Annotated in this window: 15 protein-coding genes and 1 tRNA gene; 4 read left to right on the plus strand and 12 right to left on the minus strand. The window is 59.7% G+C overall.

Annotation, left to right across the window (positions count from 1 at the left end):
- From K7431_RS27885 to K7431_RS27900, 4 genes are all read left to right on the plus strand, one after another.
- On the plus strand, positions 1 to 1,003 hold a 1,003-nt coding region (locus tag K7431_RS27885), incomplete at its 5' end, for an excinuclease ABC subunit UvrC (RefSeq protein WP_224265923.1).
- A gap of 32 nt (positions 1,004 to 1,035) precedes the next feature.
- Positions 1,036 to 1,596, plus strand: a complete 561-nt coding sequence (pgsA, locus tag K7431_RS27890) for a CDP-diacylglycerol--glycerol-3-phosphate 3-phosphatidyltransferase (protein WP_012723427.1) — start codon at positions 1,036 to 1,038, stop codon at positions 1,594 to 1,596.
- A gap of 63 nt (positions 1,597 to 1,659) precedes the next feature.
- Positions 1,660 to 1,735 (plus strand) — tRNA-Gly (locus K7431_RS27895).
- A 221-nt stretch (positions 1,736 to 1,956) separates the two neighbouring features.
- Positions 1,957 to 2,289, plus strand: a complete 333-nt coding sequence (locus tag K7431_RS27900; protein WP_052308644.1) for an Arm DNA-binding domain-containing protein — start codon at positions 1,957 to 1,959, stop codon at positions 2,287 to 2,289.
- Here K7431_RS27900 and K7431_RS27905 read toward each other — a convergent pair.
- The 12 genes from K7431_RS27905 to K7431_RS27960 form a co-directional block, all read right to left on the minus strand.
- On the minus strand, positions 2,283 to 2,753 hold the full coding sequence (locus tag K7431_RS27905; protein ID WP_012723428.1) for a bifunctional diaminohydroxyphosphoribosylaminopyrimidine deaminase/5-amino-6-(5-phosphoribosylamino)uracil reductase RibD: 471 nt from the start codon (positions 2,751 to 2,753) through the stop codon (positions 2,283 to 2,285). The two genes, K7431_RS27900 and K7431_RS27905, sit on opposite strands and share 7 nt — an antisense overlap.
- Positions 2,754 to 2,811: 58 nt before the next feature.
- A complete protein-coding gene (locus K7431_RS27910; RefSeq protein WP_317845851.1) occupies positions 2,812 to 2,982 on the minus strand; it encodes a histidine phosphatase family protein in 171 nt (56 codons plus the stop codon).
- 381 nt (positions 2,983 to 3,363) lie between these two features.
- Entirely contained in the window at positions 3,364 to 3,663 is a 300-nt protein-coding gene (locus tag K7431_RS27915) for a hypothetical protein (protein ID WP_043205140.1), read from the minus strand.
- Between the two features lie 9 nt (positions 3,664 to 3,672).
- Entirely contained in the window at positions 3,673 to 4,296 is a 624-nt protein-coding gene (locus tag K7431_RS27920) for a LysE family translocator (RefSeq protein ID WP_012723429.1), read from the minus strand.
- A gap of 51 nt (positions 4,297 to 4,347) precedes the next feature.
- Positions 4,348 to 5,652 (minus strand): SidA/IucD/PvdA family monooxygenase, encoded by a 1,305-nt coding sequence (locus K7431_RS27925; protein ID WP_012723430.1) that lies wholly within the window; start codon positions 5,650 to 5,652, stop codon positions 4,348 to 4,350.
- Between the two features lie 10 nt (positions 5,653 to 5,662).
- A complete protein-coding gene (locus K7431_RS27930) occupies positions 5,663 to 6,130 on the minus strand; it encodes a GNAT family N-acetyltransferase (protein ID WP_012723431.1) in 468 nt (155 codons plus the stop codon).
- Entirely contained in the window at positions 6,127 to 7,380 is a 1,254-nt protein-coding gene (gene ectB, locus K7431_RS27935; RefSeq protein ID WP_198409088.1) for a diaminobutyrate--2-oxoglutarate transaminase, read from the minus strand. Before ectB ends, K7431_RS27930 begins: the two co-directional genes overlap by 4 nt.
- 511 nt (positions 7,381 to 7,891) lie before the next feature.
- Complete coding sequence (locus K7431_RS27940; RefSeq protein ID WP_012723433.1) at positions 7,892 to 9,208, minus strand: amidohydrolase; 1,317 nt, start codon at positions 9,206 to 9,208, stop codon at positions 7,892 to 7,894.
- Between the two features lie 9 nt (positions 9,209 to 9,217).
- Positions 9,218 to 10,402: an acyl-CoA dehydrogenase family protein gene (locus K7431_RS27945; protein ID WP_043205142.1), complete on the minus strand. Its 1,185-nt coding sequence runs from the start codon at positions 10,400 to 10,402 to the stop codon at positions 9,218 to 9,220.
- A 20-nt stretch (positions 10,403 to 10,422) separates the two neighbouring features.
- Entirely contained in the window at positions 10,423 to 11,736 is a 1,314-nt protein-coding gene (locus K7431_RS27950) for an MFS transporter (protein WP_043205144.1), read from the minus strand.
- Complete coding sequence (locus tag K7431_RS27955; protein WP_012723436.1) at positions 11,736 to 14,261, minus strand: TonB-dependent receptor plug domain-containing protein; 2,526 nt, start codon at positions 14,259 to 14,261, stop codon at positions 11,736 to 11,738. The genes K7431_RS27950 and K7431_RS27955 overlap by 1 nt, the downstream gene beginning before the upstream one ends.
- A 105-nt stretch (positions 14,262 to 14,366) precedes the next feature.
- A complete protein-coding gene (locus K7431_RS27960) occupies positions 14,367 to 15,068 on the minus strand; it encodes an enoyl-CoA hydratase/isomerase family protein (RefSeq protein WP_012723437.1) in 702 nt (233 codons plus the stop codon).
- Positions 15,069 to 15,122: the final 54 nt, after the last annotated feature.

Below are 15,122 nucleotides of genomic sequence, written 5' to 3' on the forward strand. Positions count from 1 at the left end.
GGTGTTGGGCAGCAAGAATTTCTTTCCGCAGACCGGTATTGACGAAGAAGTGGCCGAAGTCATGGCCGCCTTCCTCGGCCAGTATTACGTCAGCAGCCCCGAGCGCGACTTGCCGTCGGAACTGATCGTCAACGTGGTGCATGAAGACTTTCCCACGCTGATCGAGGCGATCCACGAGCTGCGCGGCCGCGAGCTGGACATCAGCCACCGCGTACGCGGCACCCGCGCGCGTTGGCAGCAACTGGCCGTGACCAATGCCGAACAGGCCCTGGGCGCACGTCTGGCCAATCGACAGCACGTCGCCGCACGCTTTGACGCCCTGGCCGAAGTCCTCAACCTGGACGAACCGCCCCAGCGCCTGGAGTGCTACGACATCAGTCACTCCAGCGGCGAGGCCACCGTGGCGTCCTGCGTGGTGTTCGGGCCGGAAGGGCCGATCAAATCCGATTACCGGCGCTATAACATCGAAGGCGTCACTGCCGGCGATGACTATGCCGCCATGCACCAGGCCCTGACGCGGCGCTTCAGCAAGCTGAAGGACGGCGAAGGCAAGTTGCCGGATATCCTGTTGGTGGACGGCGGCAAGGGCCAGTTGTCCATGGCCCGCGACGTACTCAACGAACTGGCGGTGCCCGATCTGATCCTGCTCGGCGTGGCCAAGGGTGCCACGCGCAAGGCCGGTTTCGAGACGTTGTACTTGAATGATTCCGCCCATGAGTTCACCTTGAAGGGCGACTCACCGGCGCTGCACCTGATCCAACAGATCCGCGATGAAGCCCACCGTTTCGCAATTACCGGCCACCGTGCCCGGCGCGGCAAAACCCGGCGAACCTCAACCCTGGAAGGGGTGGCGGGCGTTGGGCCGACACGGCGTCGCGACTTGCTTAAACATTTTGGTGGCTTGCAGGAGCTATCCCGTGCCAGCATTGACGAAATAGCCAAAGCACCCGGTATCAGTAAAAAGCTCGCTGAGTTGATTTATGCGAATCTGCATAGCGAATAGAATGCCTTTCCACCTCGTAGCCAGTTGTGCCGATGAATATCCCTAATCTGATCACCGTTCTACGCGTCCTGCTTATTCCGATTTTTATTCTGTTGTTTTATTTGCCGTACGAATGGAGCTATATGGCTTCCAGTTCGGTGTTCGCGTTTGCGGCCGCCACCGACTGGCTCGACGGCTACCTGGCCCGCCGCCTGGAACAGAGCACGCCCTTCGGCGCGTTCCTCGACCCGGTGGCCGACAAACTCATGGTGGCCGTTGCGCTGGTCCTGTTGGTGCAGGAACACGGCAACCTGTGGCTGACCCTGCCGGCCGCCGTGATCATCGGCCGTGAGATAGTGGTGTCGGCCCTGCGCGAATGGATGGCCGAAATCGGCGCCCGCGCCCACGTCGCCGTCTCCAACATGGGCAAATGGAAAACCGCCGCGCAGATGCTCGCGCTGGTCATCCTGCTGGCCAACCCGTCGGACTTCACCTTCTGGGTCCTGCTGGGCTACGCCTTGCTGCTCATCGCCGCCGGCCTGACCTTGTGGTCCATGCTCCAGTATCTGCGCGCCGCCTGGCCGCATCTGCGTACCACCGTTGAAAAGAAATAAAACTTTTTTGAATCAAGGGGTTGACGGGTTCTGATAATTCTATAGAATGCGCATCACCAAGACGCGGGAATAGCTCAGTTGGTAGAGCACGACCTTGCCAAGGTCGGGGTCGCGAGTTCGAGTCTCGTTTCCCGCTCCAAAATTTGATCCACAGATGTCCACTGGACGCTGGGGTCCACGAAATAGACGCTTAGGCGTCTTTTTTCGTTTCTGCGGAAAACCACTGGGAACCAGGGTAATCCGGTACGAACAAGGACAGGATTAAGTACAACAGACGGGCCCGTTCGAGTCCGTATTGTAACTCGCTCCCTCGGGCCTCCAGACGAGCATCGGGTGTTGGCTCTCCAACAGGAGCTCGCCATGCCTCTCTTAGAATTCACCACTCGGCATGCTCGAACTATTGGTAAAAACTACACCCTCGGCGACTTCGACGGTCTATCCCTCTGGGTGACCAAAGCGGGCGGTAAGCTGTGGCTGTTCCGCTACTATTGGGAAGGGCGCCAGCAACGCATGTCCTTTGGGGCGTATCCTGACGTTAGCCTGAAACACGCACGTGAGCGTCGTGACGAAGCGCGCGAGCTATTGGCCGAAAATATCAACCCTTGCGCGCACCGAAAGCAGGCGCGCCAAGAAGCTGAAGCCGAAGTAAAGTGGGGCAATTTTAGATCGGCACTTGGGTCAACGATTTACTGATCATTGCGATCCGACGATCCAAGCGGTTTGCTTACCAAAAAATCAGCTAAGTCCTCAGCAGTTTCCTCCGCCAATAAGCCGACAATGACTGTAATGCCTGCATCGCGCAGCATCCTTATGCCTGCTCCCGAGTTTCTCGGATCGGGATCAAGCAACCCAACAAACACTGTCTCGACTCCGCTGTTTATCAGTGCCAGAGCACATGACGGCGTTCGACCATGAAAGGAGCATGGCTCAAGCGTGACAAAAGCAGTCACTGCGGAGCATTCATTCGTTAATCGGCTTAACGCCATCGCTTCCGCGTGATGGAACCCCGGTGCCTGCGTATAGCCTTGGCTAATCACCATGTTGTCCTGTACCAGTACGCAACCTACTGGCGGGTTTGGAAGGCATTCAGGTAAGGCTAAACGCCCTTGGGCAAGAGCAAGCTGCATGAAATCGGTATTGGAGAGAGTGTTAGGCATATTTGATTAGATCTCATCCTAGTTAACCAACGCTCTTGCCTCAGCTTGAGTCAAACCCTCAAAAACCCCGACATCCCGTTCTCGGAAACACGCCATTATCTCGACTGAGAGCTTCAGCCTGCTGCCGCCCCAGCTCGATCAGCCCTGGATCAAGCGAACCGAGGTAGCGTTGTTCGGCATTGGCCCAGGTTTCCCCGTGCCGTATGAGGTATAAATACATGAGATCCATCTCAGCGTTAAACGTGGGAACTGTATCAACTCCAAACCGCTTGGGGCTGTTTTGACGAGTCTGGTACGGAGCGCTTAAAACTGAACAGCAAGCTCTACTCAATGCCTGTTAAATACGCTTGCCCAGCAGCCAGTACCGTCGCTGCCCGACGACGCTCGGTGAACGAACTGGTTTTATCTTTCGTCCTTGATAGCCACTAGGCAGGTGTGGAAACCTCGTTTTACGTACACGTTTTATCCTGAAAATTGGCCGCTTTAGCGTTTGGACCAGCCGCCCGGGAATCAGCTGTTTGGCGACATCCCGCTATGCTGGATTTAGTCCTACCGGAATGACCGGCGATTCCGGCTTTTCGCTGACCTGGGGCTTTTTCGTGGACCGGTATCAACACGCCCATCTGAAATCGTGAAAAGCCATCGCCTCCGGTGGCGCTGCCACTAAAGCTTCAATCCGGCGCCTTGTCGCTTGTAACGAGGCTGCGTAGCTTACCCCCAGGCCCAAAGCATCGATGATGGGGAAGATATCTTCAAGGCCGCAGTCGAGGATCAAGGTGGCTTCGCAATTGCTCGACAAGTTCGGTATTGGGCAGTTCAGTGGTAAGCGATCGCGGGGTAGGTCGATCAGCAGCCAACTGCGGTATTTGAAGCGCGCGCTCACGTCCTTGAGCAGATCGTTCCATTCCATGACACGGCCTCATCGACTGGCAATCAACACGGGAATCGCGTTGTTGAGGGAGAACGCCACCAGAAATACAGCCAATCCCACATCGATCTGGCGGGTGTATTTGAGAAACAGCGCCTTGATCGGGCCTTGGCCGAAGAGCAGCGAGACCAGGGAGTACCAGATGACTTCCAAGGTAGAGCACAACATTACCACCAGTACCTTTTCGAGGTCGGTACGTGGCGAAGAAAGAAAGCCGGCGTAGATGCTGATCATGAAGGCGATGGTTTTCATGTTGCTGATGTTAGTGATGACCCCCACGCGATACGCCTTGGCGAAGCTGGTGACGCCAGGTGTGGTGCTTTCGGCAGTACCGGTGTTTTTTGCCAGCACGCTTTTGATGATGCTGTAGGCGATGTACAGCAGGTACGCTGAACCACACAGGGTGGCGACCTTGGAAAAGGCCGGGTACTGATGCAGCAATGCCGCCAGGCCCAGCAAGGAAATGGTCGAGAAGAATACGCCTACGGTGCAGATCCCCAAGGTTGCACCAAGGCCGGTAGTGACCGACCCTAATGAAGAGAACCGGCTGACGATGATGAAATTCGGCCCGGGACTTATCACCGCCAGTATGTAAATCAATGCTGCTGTAAACATGTGACCTCCTTGTGTGAAGCAGCAGCCCGCGGGGCTGCTACCGGGGCTGATTCAGGCCAATGCGTGCGCCGGAGCCTCGACCTGCGCCAACTGTGCCTCCAGGGCCGAGAGAATGTGTTCCACCCGCAACGAAATCAGGCTGAATGAACCGGCGTCCCCCAGGCCATGGGAGCTTTCGCATAGACCGTTGAGGAACACCGTGGGCAGATCATCCAAAGAGGTCAGGCTGTAATCGCGATTCACCACGAGCGCGCCGTGCGCATCGGCGCGAAACCGACGGTGATAAGGCGCCAGTAACGGCGGATACAACTCGCCATTTTCCTTGGCGGCAATGTCCTTGAACCCGGTGGCAAGCACCAGTGCATCCAGCTCAAGGGTCGAGTGCGTGAGTTGATTGACCTCCTTGAGCGCCAACTGCACATGCCCTGAGGCATTAACCTGCGCCTGCTCGATGGCAATATTGTTGAGGATGTGGATGCGCTGCTTACCCTGCAACTTTTCCTCATGGATGCGCACGTACAGCGCATTGATCACATCTTCATCAGCCGAGCTGTAGTTGGTGCCTCGCAATTGCTTATCCACCCGCGCCTTGGCCTCTGGCGGCAGGTTGAAGTAGTAGTCGATGAACTCCGGGAAATACACCTTGTCGCTGAACGGGCTGGTGTCCTTGAGTCGGAAACTGAAGCTGCGGTGCAGCGAGTAGATTTCCTTGTCCGGAAACCTGGCGGTCAGGTCGAGCACAATCTCCACGGCGCTTTGGCTGGAGCCGACTACACCGATGCGCTGCACGTTCGATGGCAACCTATTGATGCGTTCAAGGTAGTGATTAAGGTGGAACACCTGCGGGCTGGACAGGCCGTCGAAAACCGCCGGGATATTCGCCGTGCGCCCGGTACCCAATACCAGGCTGCGCCCGTAAATGACCCGCTGATTGTTATAGGTGACCTTCCATACATGCTCGCCCTGTAACAGCAACGGCTCGACACGTTGGGCGAACGCCGAGGATTCGACACTGCCGAGAAAATGCCCGGCAACCCATTTGATGTATTGCGCATACTCGCGCCGTAGCGGGTATGTCAGCGGTAGGTTGAGGTAGTCGAACAGGCGGCCAGTTTCTTTCAGGTAATTGACGAAGCCATAGCGGCTGCGCGGGTTGCGCGGCGTGACCAGGTCCCGCAACGGGTTGTTCTGGATGTCCGAGCCGCTGAGCAGCATTTCATCCTGCCAGTCCGGCGTTGGCTTGGCGTCCAGAAAGCGATAGGTCAGCGCAGAAGCTGACTCTTCCAATCCTATAGCCAGCGCCAGGTTTGAGGGGCCGAAACCAATACCCACGATATCGAAAACAGTGTCTGACATGGAAAAGCTCCTATCCCTGGATTGGCTTCAATGGAAGATGGTAATAGTGGTACGCGGTGTTTTCGATAAACCCGAAGCGCGTGTATAAGTTGCGTGCCTTAGGGTTGTCGTCCGCGCCTTCAATAAATAACTGTTTGGCCCCGGTTGTCTGGGCGAACGCTTTTGCAGCATTCAATAACGCTAGGCCCACCCCCGTACTGCGTTTGGAGGCTTCGACATATAAGTCATTTAGTATCCACAGACGCTCCAGTGTGACACTTGAAAAGCTGGGGAAGAGTTGCGTAAACCCAATGACTTCATTGTTAACTTGCGCCACGATGATTATTGACTCGCCCAGAAAGAAGCGCTGTTGAATAAATGCCAGGGAGCGGGCCAAGTCGGGTGCTTCGCCATAGAACTCGCGGTATTTGTCCAGCAACGGCGCGATGACCGCGGCGTCGTCTAGGGACGCGTGCCGGGTGATGATCGGATCGCTCATGGCGCGGTCACCTCGGCAAAGGCTTGCTTGAGTATGTGCAAGCCTTGGGTGATCTGCACGGGAGTGATCGTTAACGCCGGGAGGAACTTGAGTACCTGATTGTCGATGCCGGAGGTTTCAATGATGAGCCCGCCAGCATAGGCCTGCGCTGCAATTTTTTGCGCTAGGGCCGAGTCGTCAAACTCTATGCCCCTGAAGAACCCCCTCCCTTTGAGACGGTTAGGTGCCTTGGCGGCAAAGCCCAGGGATAACTCCTGCAACCCCTGATGCAACTGTTCTGCCTTGTCCCTGAGCACCTGGGTAAAACCCGCGTTGCTCCAGTAGTGATCGATCACCGCCTTGCCCGTGACGAATGCCAGGTTGTTGCCGCGAAATGTGCCGTTGTGCTCTCCCGGCTCCCAGACATCCAGATGGGGAGCCAACAAGACGAGGGACATGGGCAAGCCATAACCGCTGATCGATTTGGATAAGGTCACGATATCCGGGGTGACACCCAGTGCTTCGAAGCTGAAGAACTCGCCGGTGCGACCACAGCCGGCCTGGATATCGTCAATGATCAGCAGAACGTTATGCTCATGGGCGATGGCTTGCACGGCTCGTACCCAGGCGGCGGAAGCGCTGTTCACGCCGCCTTCGCCCTGCACCGTCTCTAGTACGATAGCCGCCGGTTTGTCGACCCCGCTGCCGCTGCGCAGCATGTTGGCCAGGTACAACGAGGTGTCCACACCGTCGCCGAAGTACCGGTCATAGGGCATGAACGTCACGTTGTTCAAACTGACGCCGGCCCCTGCGCGTTTACGCGGGTTGCTGGTCAGGGCGAGGCTGCCCAGGGACATGCCATGGAACGCGTTTGTGAACGCCACGACATTCTGGCGCCCGGTGTACTTGCGGGCCAGTTTGATGGCGGCCTCCACCGCGTTGGTGCCAGTGGGGCCGGGAAACTGCACTTTGTAGTGCAGGTTACGCGGTGCCAGGATCTGCTCTTCGAACGTTGTGAGGAAGGCTTTCTTGGCCGTGGTCTTGAAATCCAAGCCATGGGTGATGCCATTGTTACCGATGTAATCGAGCAGTGCTGCCTTCAAGACCGGGTTGTTATGCCCGTAGTTCAAGGCTCCTGCACCACTGAAAAAATCAATGAATACCTGGCCTTGCTCACTGGTCAAGGTTGAGCCTTCGGCGGTATGGAAGGTGGCGGTGAAGTCCCGGCAATAAGAGCGAACGTTAGATTCTTTAAGCTCGAATATATCCAGGGGCTGTGGCGCCGTAGGCGCAATTTTTGAAAACGAGTAATTCAGCGTAGCCGTCATGTCAGGTACCGTTTATCAATCCATGTCAATGGACTTACAACAGATATAGCGATTTCCCAGTGGCCATGTAGCGAATGCTGAGAAGACTTTAATCCCTTGAAGTCCGCGTGCAACTTTCATCCCGTGAAACATGACCCGCTCTGTTGGCCAGCAGGAACAATGACGTCTTTCGCTAATTAAACTAGCAGCAATTTAGGAATGAACCACTAATTATAAATTCATATGCTTATGACCCATTTTTGGATGGTCGCGATGATAGGCATGCCTGCCACCGCCGACACCTTAGGTCAATGAGGCGGATATGCCCTCACCAATATAAATACCCTGTCGGCGCCTGTCGCAGAGGGTGCAAATCGGTACAGTCACTGCGCTGCTGTCGCTTTCGCTTGAGCAGCGAGGTGCCGAGTCGGTAGAGGTCGGCGTGGTTGTGAAGTGGGGTTGATCCGTTTTTTCACTAGGACCGAGGAGCGTCAATCATGTAGCTCAACGTCATCCGACTCAGCGCCCGGATCCCCACTGCCAGGCTCGGGTCATCCACCTGGAAGCCCGGCGAATGGGTAGGCCACACGGTTTTGCCCTCCAGCGCGGGGGGTGTCACGCCCATACGCATGAAAACTCCCGGAACCTGGCGGGCGTATTCAGCGAAGTCATCGGCACCGTAGGTACCGTTGTCGATCCGCACCGGCGTGGTCGACACCTGTTGCAGCACCGGCATCAACTGGTCAACCAATGCAGTGTTGTTGTAGCCAGCGCGGTAATTCCCCGGCAGGTAGTCCACCTTGGTGGTGGCCCCCGAGGCTTCAGCGATGTGCTCGGCGGTGCGGGTCATGCGCTGCAACACGTCCTCACGCTGTTCATCGCTGACGGTGCGAATCGAACCTTCCAGGCGCACTTCGGCGGGGATGATGTTGTGGCGGTCACCGGCCTCGATACGCCCTACGGAAATCACCGGCGCCGGCAACAGGCTGAGGTTGGATTGGCGACTGGGAATGGTCTGCCAGGCCAGGATCACCTGGGCGGCGACGGGCACAGGGTCGATGCCGGTCCAGGGGAAGGCCGCATGGGTCTGGCGGCCGATGATGCGCGCGACAAAGGTGTCGGCCGCCGCCGTGGTGCGTTGCCGGCTGAGCGTGAAAGTCCCCGCCGTGCCCGCCGTTACGTGGATGCCGAAAATGACCGCTGGCGCTGGATTTTGCAGCGCGCCTTCCTTGATCATCAATTGCGCGCCACCTTGTTCGCCCAGCGGCGGCCCTTCCTCGGCCGGCTGGAAAATCAGCTTGAGCGTGCCCGGCAATTGCTCGCGATGGGCCGCCAAGACCTCGGCAACCCCCAGCGCCATCGCCATATGTGCATCATGACCACAGGCGTGCATCACGCCGACGTCCTTGCCTCTGCTGCGAAAGTCTGCGCCTTCATCTTTGCTGCGCACGGTCGACGCAAACGGCAGGCCGGTTTGCTCGGTGAGCGGCAGCGCGTCCAGTTCGGCGCGAATCGCGACCACCGGGCCAGGTTTGCCGCCACGCAAAATGCCGATGACACCGGTATGCGCGATGCCGGTCTGCACCTCTAGCCCCAGTTCCCGTAGGCGTTGGGCGATGCGCTCGGCGGTGTGGAACTCGCGATTGCCCAGCTCGGGTTGTTGGTGAATCGCGTGACGCAGCTCTATCACGCCGGGCAATGCCTGGCTGATCTGCGCGTCCAGGTCGTCCCAAGGCTCGGCGGCCGACACGGAACCGGACAGAAGCAGCAGGGAAATCGGTAGCTTCAACATATCCAGGGCTCAATAAGTAAACGCAATCGGCGGTGCTTTCGCGTTCAGCAAATAATCGCCAATTGCCTTGTACTTGTACGCCAGGGCGTCATGGGTGGTGTGGGTGCGTGCGTTACGCCAGTGACGGTCGAAGTTGTAGCGCGACTGGGTGGTGGCTGCGCCGCCGACTTCATACAGGCGTTCGCACACGAAGAGGGCGGCGCGGGTTGAGGCGATTTTGGCTTCGGCCACGGCAATCGAAGACTTGACCAAAATAGCTTCCAATTCCTCACCCTGCGCCAACCCCTGCAACTGCGTGCGCGCGGCCAGGTCGACCGCCCCGGCGGCTTTCTCCACCAGCGCTTCGGCGCCATGGATGCGCGCGGCCAGATCACCGAGGGTGTGCAGGATGTACGGGTCGTGGCGTGCCTGGTCCACGCCACTTTCGCGCACCGGTCGCGAGCCCGTGCGCGCCCACGCTACCGCGTCATCCAAGGCCGCCAGGCCGATGCCGACATCGAGGGCACAGTGGATCAATTGCGCACTGGCGCCGACATAGTTGCGGCGTTGATACCACTGCGCCAACGGGATCACTTGCCCAGGGCGTACCGGCACATTTTCCAGCAGGGTACTGCCGCTGGCGGTGACGCGCTGGCCCATGCCGTCCCAATCATCCAGCAGCGTAATGCCCGCAGTGTCGGCGGGCAGCATCACGTAGATCGCGTTGCCGGCCTCGTCCACGGCCTGGATCTTCAGCAGGTCGGCAAACAGGCAACCGGTGCTGTAGAACTTGCTGCCATTGAGCACCAGTTGATCGCCGCGACGCTCCAGGCGCGTGTGGATTTCACCGCGAAAGGTGCCGCTGCGTTCGGCAATCGCGCCAGATGACAACTGGCGCTCGGCAAAGGCACCGAGGTACTCACGCTGCTGTTCGGGGTTGGCGATCAGGCGCAGGTGCTCGACCGTGGCGAAATGCGGAAACAGCGCCTGGGCCACACTCGGATCGGCCTTGGCCAGGGTGATGAAAATCTGTGCCACCTGCAGTTGGCTGACGTCGCCGCCGCCCAGCTCAGTGGGGACCCGGGCGGCGCCCAGGCCGGATTCGCGGATCAGGTCGAGCTGCGCATAAGGCAGGATTCTGCCGGCGTCGCGGTCGGCGGCACCGGGTTGGATCTGCGCGGCGAGTTGGTGGGCGAGGGCAAGGTAATCGGTCATGGAAAGGTCCATCAAAGAGGTCAGGAAGCGTCGCGCAGAGCACTACGCGGTACGCCGAGCAACAGGATCAAGGTGCCGCAGGCCACCAGCGCCGCCACGATATAAAGCGCCAGGCTGATGCTGCCGGTGGAGGTCTTGATCGCACCGATCATGATGGGCGTCAGCAGGCTGCTGATCTGCCCGCAGCAGTTGACCAGCGCCAGGCCGGCGGCCTTGGCGTGGTCCGACAGGTAATACGTGGGGATGGTCCAGAAAATCGCCGTGGCCACCAGGTAGCCGCTGGTCATCAGGGTCAGTACGGCGATTGCCGAGTACGGGCTGAACAGAAAGTTGGGCAGCACCAGCATTGCCAGCGCCGCCGTGAGGCCGCCCAGCGCGAAGTGCCAGCGCCGCTCCTGATTCACATCCGAATGGCGGCACGCCCACAGCATCACGCACACGCCGACCACATAGGGCAAAGCCGAGAGCAAGCCCAGTTGCCCAAGGTTGCTCACGCCCGAATCGCGAATGATCGACGGTGCCCAGATATTGGTGACGTTGCCGGTGCACATGATGGTCAGGCAGTAGGCCAGGGTGATAAACCACACCTTGCGGTCCTTCAATGCCTCGACGAAGCGCGTATGCCCGCCGGGTTTGCGCTGTAGCCGTTCACGCGCCAGGGCTTGCTCGATGGCGTGTTTTTCATCGTCGCTCAGCCACTTGGCCGAGGCCGGTTTGTCGTCCAGCCAGTACCAAGCGAACAGCCCGGCGAGCACCGGCGGTATGCCGGTGATCACGAACAGCCATTGCCAGCCGGTAAACCCGCCGATACCGGCGAAGTGCGCCATGATCGAAGTCGACAGCGGCCCGCCGATGATCCCGCACACCGCAATCGCCATGATGAAACGCGAGGTGATACGCGCGCGGTGGCTGGCCGGGAACCAGTAGGTGAGGTACAGGATCACCCCCGGAAAGAACCCGGCTTCGGCGGCGCCCAGCAACACCCGCAGCACATAGAACTGCGCCGGGGTCTGGGCAAACGCGGTGGCGATGGTCACCAGCCCCCACAGCACCATGATGCGCATCATGGTTTTTTTCGCGCCGATCTTTTCCAGCAGCAGGTTGCTCGGGATCTCGAACAGCAGGTAACCGATGGAGAACACGCCGACGATGATGCCGAACGTGGCGTCGCTGATGTTCAGGTCGGTCTTGAACTGCAAGTGCGCGAAACTGATGTTGACCCGGTCCAGCCAGTTGAGCACGAAGCACAGGAACAGGAACGGCATGATCCGCCACGCCAGTTTGCGGTACAGGCGTTGGTCGAAGGTCGCCTGCGGGCGTTCGAAGTTCGTCATCACCAGCTCACGTCGACTTTAGCGAAGTAATAAGCACCTTCCAGGCCGTAGGGCGAGTACCAGCTATAGGTCGGGTTGTCGGTGGGGAAGAAGTAGAAGCGCTTGGCCTCGTCATTCAGTTGCTGGGGGCGACGGTCGAAGATGTTTTCGCCGCCGACGGTGACTTTCACCGCGTCGCTCAGCCAGTAGCCCACGCTCAGGTCGGTGATGAATGCCGGGCGAATTTTTTCATCGCGACTGGCCGAAATCTGGTTACGCCCGGTGACCTTGGAATAGCGGGTTTCCTTGAGATTCACCTCAAAATCCCCCAGTTGCCAGGCGGCATTCAGCGACGTGGTGTTTTTCGGGTAGGCCGAGGTCAGGTTGCCCTGGCGGTCACGGCCCATCACGCTGACGCCGGTGCCGGCCAGCGCTGCGGGCTCCTTGATCTTCTCGATGGTTTGCAGGCTCTGGTTGCTGAGCAAGGTCCATTTGGTCTTGCCGTAGCGGCCCAGGTCATAGCGATAGTCGGCTACCAGGTCGATGCCACGGGTGCGGGTGTCGGCCAGGTTGCCGAAGTAGGAGACGATCTGGTTCGGGTTCAGGCCCTGGGCGGCCAGCACGTTGGAGACCGCCGTGCCTTGCAGGTTACTGGTCTGCAGGATGCGGTCCTTGATGTCGATCTGGTACAGGTCGACCGTAATGTCCAGGTTCTCGGTCGGTGTGGCGACAAAGCCGAGGCTGTAGTTCATCGAGCGTTCAGGCTTGAGCTCCTTGGCGCCCAGGGCCTGGCCGGCGGCGTCGTTGACGGTGACGTAGCGCGTGGTGGCCTGCTCCAGTTGCCCGGTGAGCGGGCTGGTGCGCCAGGCGGTCAGCGACGACGAATAGAACTGCTGTTGCAGGGACGGCGCGCGGAAGCCGTTGCTCACGGTGCCGCGCACGGCGAATTGCGGGGTGAACGCGTAACGCGTGGAGAACTTGCCACTGCCGGTGTCGCCGAAATCACTGTAGTGCTCGAAGCGCCCGGCCAGGCTCACATCCCATTGATCGGTCAGGCTTTGGCTGAAGTCGACGTAGCCTGCGGTGTTGGTGCGTGAGTAATTGTGCGCGTCGGCCGGGGTGAAACCCACCAACCCTGGCGCGCCGGGGTTGGGGCGCTGGCCGGCGAGTGGGCTGCCGGTGGGGAACACGTAGCCGCCATCGGCATAAGAGGCGTATTCGCCGGCCTGGATCTCGAACCCATCGCGGCGGAATTCAAGGCCGGTCGACACGTTCAGCGGCTTGGCAAACAGCCCGGTATCGAACGCACGGGTCAGGTCGAGGTTATTGGTCCATTGGCTGGCGATCAGGTTGCCGCCGTCCATATCCTGAGGGCTGTTTGGTCCCAGGGACGGGTTCAGCGAACGTTCGTTGCGGGTGTTGGCGTTGTTGTAGCCGTAGCTGCTGCTCAGGTCCCAAGCCCAGCCCAGCAGGTCGTCGTTGCGCACGCCGAACACGCTTTGGAAGTCGTCTTCTTCCACGACGAAACGCGGCGAGAAACCGTCCGGGTACACCGAGACAATGTTCTGCGGCGAGTTGGCGGTGCGGTAAGTGCCCCAACTGGTGGAGTTGCGGTGGCTGAGGGTGGAGAACGAGTACAGCGTGTAGTCCTCGTTCAGCGGCAGTTCGGCGTTGTAGCCGAAGTTATAGGTTTGCGAACGAGGTTGGCCCAGTTGCTGGCGGTAGCGGCTTTCGCTGGTTTCGCGCGGGTCGGGCTGGCCGTTCTGGCGGAAATAGATGCTGGTGCGATCCGGCACGGCGCCGGCCACGTTGGAGCTTTCCTGGAGGCCGATATCGGCGCTGAGGCTGAAAAAGCCGTCATTGGGCAGCTCGAAGCCCTGGTTGATCTGACCCTGGCCCCGCGCACCGAAATTACCCTTGCCGCCCACACGGTTGGCGTACTGCCCATAGAGGGCGCTGCCGCTGCCGCCGGAGCGGTTGGTCTTGAGGATGATGTTGATCACCCCGGCAATCGCGTCCGAACCGTATTGCGCCGCCGCGCCGTCGCGCAGCACTTCCACGTGGTCCACCGCGGCGATGGGGATCAGGTCGAGGTCGGCGGGCGACTGGCCGCTTGAGGTGGCTGCGGTCTGCACAAAGATCAGCGACGTATTGTGGCGGCGCTTGCCGTTGACCAGCACCAGCACATGGTTACCGCCCAGACCGCGCAAAGTCGCGGACTTGACCGACAACCCGGTGCCGCCGGTAAAGCCTGCGGCGTTGGTGTAGGACGGCACACTGGCGGCCAGGGCGTCGCGTAGGTTCTGTTTACCGGAGCGGGCGAGGTCGTCGGCGCTGATCACATCGATCGGCGCCAGGCTCTTGGCGACGGTGCGACCGCTGTCCCGGGCACCGGTGACCACCACGGTTTGCAGGGCGGTGTCACTGGCCGCCGACGGACGTGACGGGTTCTCTTCAGCGTGGGCTGCCGGCTGGGCGCACAGCCCGAGGATGCCGGCGGTCAGCAGGCTGAACCTGGGACGAAAGCGAGTGTATGGGCGAGACATGGTGAGGCTCCGATGGTTAGGTGCCGCTTTCCATTCCTGGTGGTGGGAGTTCCTGACAGTACTGGGGAGGCTTATGTGTTGGCTGTTTCTAGTTATGGGTTGAGGTCAACGCCCCAGCATCACGTCCTGGCGGGCCTGGTCGACCAGTGCCATCTGCCGCGTCAGTCGGGCTTTGCGTTCGGCCAGCAGCAAGGTCTTGGTCCATTCCACGGCCTTAGAGGAATGGCTGGCCAGGCGTGCGGCCAGTTCCAGCGCGCTGGCGTAGGCGTCGTCCACCACTTGGTTGACCAGGCCGATGGCCAAAGCCTCTTGGGCATCGAATTTGCGCGCGCTGAGCATGATGTCCAGGGCCGCTGCTTCGCCTATCAGGCTGGGCAGGGTGATCGCACTGAAGCCGGACAACATGCCGTGCTGCACTTCGGGGAAGTGAAAGCGCGTGTCGTGCCGCGCAATACGGAAATCGCAATGAATCGCCAGGCTGATGCCCAGGCCCAGGGTGTGGCCGTGCAACGCGGCAATCACCGGCTTGCTCAAATCGTTGCCGACACCGGGCAGGGCACGGGCCAGGACTTCGCTGCTGACGGTCTCGCCGGTGGCGTCGATCTCCTTGAGGTCGGAGCCGGCGCAAAACGCCCGCTCGCCGGCACCGCGCAGCACGATGGCGCGCACGGCGGTGTCTTGCTGCGCGCGCTGCCAAACCTCGGCCAGCGCGTGCTTGGCCTGGCTGTCCAGTGCGTTGAGGCGCTCCTGGCGGTTGAGGGTGACCACCAGGATTCCTTCGCCAATATTTTGATACTCGACTGTCATGGGGTGCTTTTTATCCGGTGTGAAAGAAAGACGCGATTACCCCTTGAGGTCAGC

The organism is Pseudomonas fluorescens group sp., from assembly GCF_020093335.1.
GTDB classification, from domain to species: domain Bacteria; phylum Pseudomonadota; class Gammaproteobacteria; order Pseudomonadales; family Pseudomonadaceae; genus Aquipseudomonas; species Aquipseudomonas petroselini.

Bases quoted from the DNA above. Each gene is read 5' to 3' on its own strand.
- pgsA (WP_012723427.1), top strand. From the start codon at position 1,036: ATGAATATCCCTAATCTGATCACCGTTCTACGCGTCCTGCTTATTCCG.
- K7431_RS27900 (WP_052308644.1), top strand. From the start codon at position 1,957: ATGCCTCTCTTAGAATTCACCACTCGGCATGCTCGAACTATTGGTAAA.
- K7431_RS27905 (WP_012723428.1), bottom strand. From the start codon at position 2,753: ATGCCTAACACTCTCTCCAATACCGATTTCATGCAGCTTGCTCTTGCC.
- K7431_RS27910 (WP_317845851.1), bottom strand. From the start codon at position 2,982: ATGGATCTCATGTATTTATACCTCATACGGCACGGGGAAACCTGGGCC.
- K7431_RS27915 (WP_043205140.1), bottom strand. From the start codon at position 3,663: ATGGAATGGAACGATCTGCTCAAGGACGTGAGCGCGCGCTTCAAATAC.
- K7431_RS27920 (WP_012723429.1), bottom strand. From the start codon at position 4,296: ATGTTTACAGCAGCATTGATTTACATACTGGCGGTGATAAGTCCCGGG.
- K7431_RS27925 (WP_012723430.1), bottom strand. From the start codon at position 5,652: ATGTCAGACACTGTTTTCGATATCGTGGGTATTGGTTTCGGCCCCTCA.
- K7431_RS27930 (WP_012723431.1), bottom strand. From the start codon at position 6,130: ATGAGCGATCCGATCATCACCCGGCACGCGTCCCTAGACGACGCCGCG.
- K7431_RS27940 (WP_012723433.1), bottom strand. From the start codon at position 9,208: ATGTTGAAGCTACCGATTTCCCTGCTGCTTCTGTCCGGTTCCGTGTCG.
- K7431_RS27945 (WP_043205142.1), bottom strand. From the start codon at position 10,402: ATGACCGATTACCTTGCCCTCGCCCACCAACTCGCCGCGCAGATCCAA.
- K7431_RS27950 (WP_043205144.1), bottom strand. From the start codon at position 11,736: ATGACGAACTTCGAACGCCCGCAGGCGACCTTCGACCAACGCCTGTAC.
- K7431_RS27955 (WP_012723436.1), bottom strand. From the start codon at position 14,261: ATGTCTCGCCCATACACTCGCTTTCGTCCCAGGTTCAGCCTGCTGACC.
- K7431_RS27960 (WP_012723437.1), bottom strand. From the start codon at position 15,068: ATGACAGTCGAGTATCAAAATATTGGCGAAGGAATCCTGGTGGTCACC.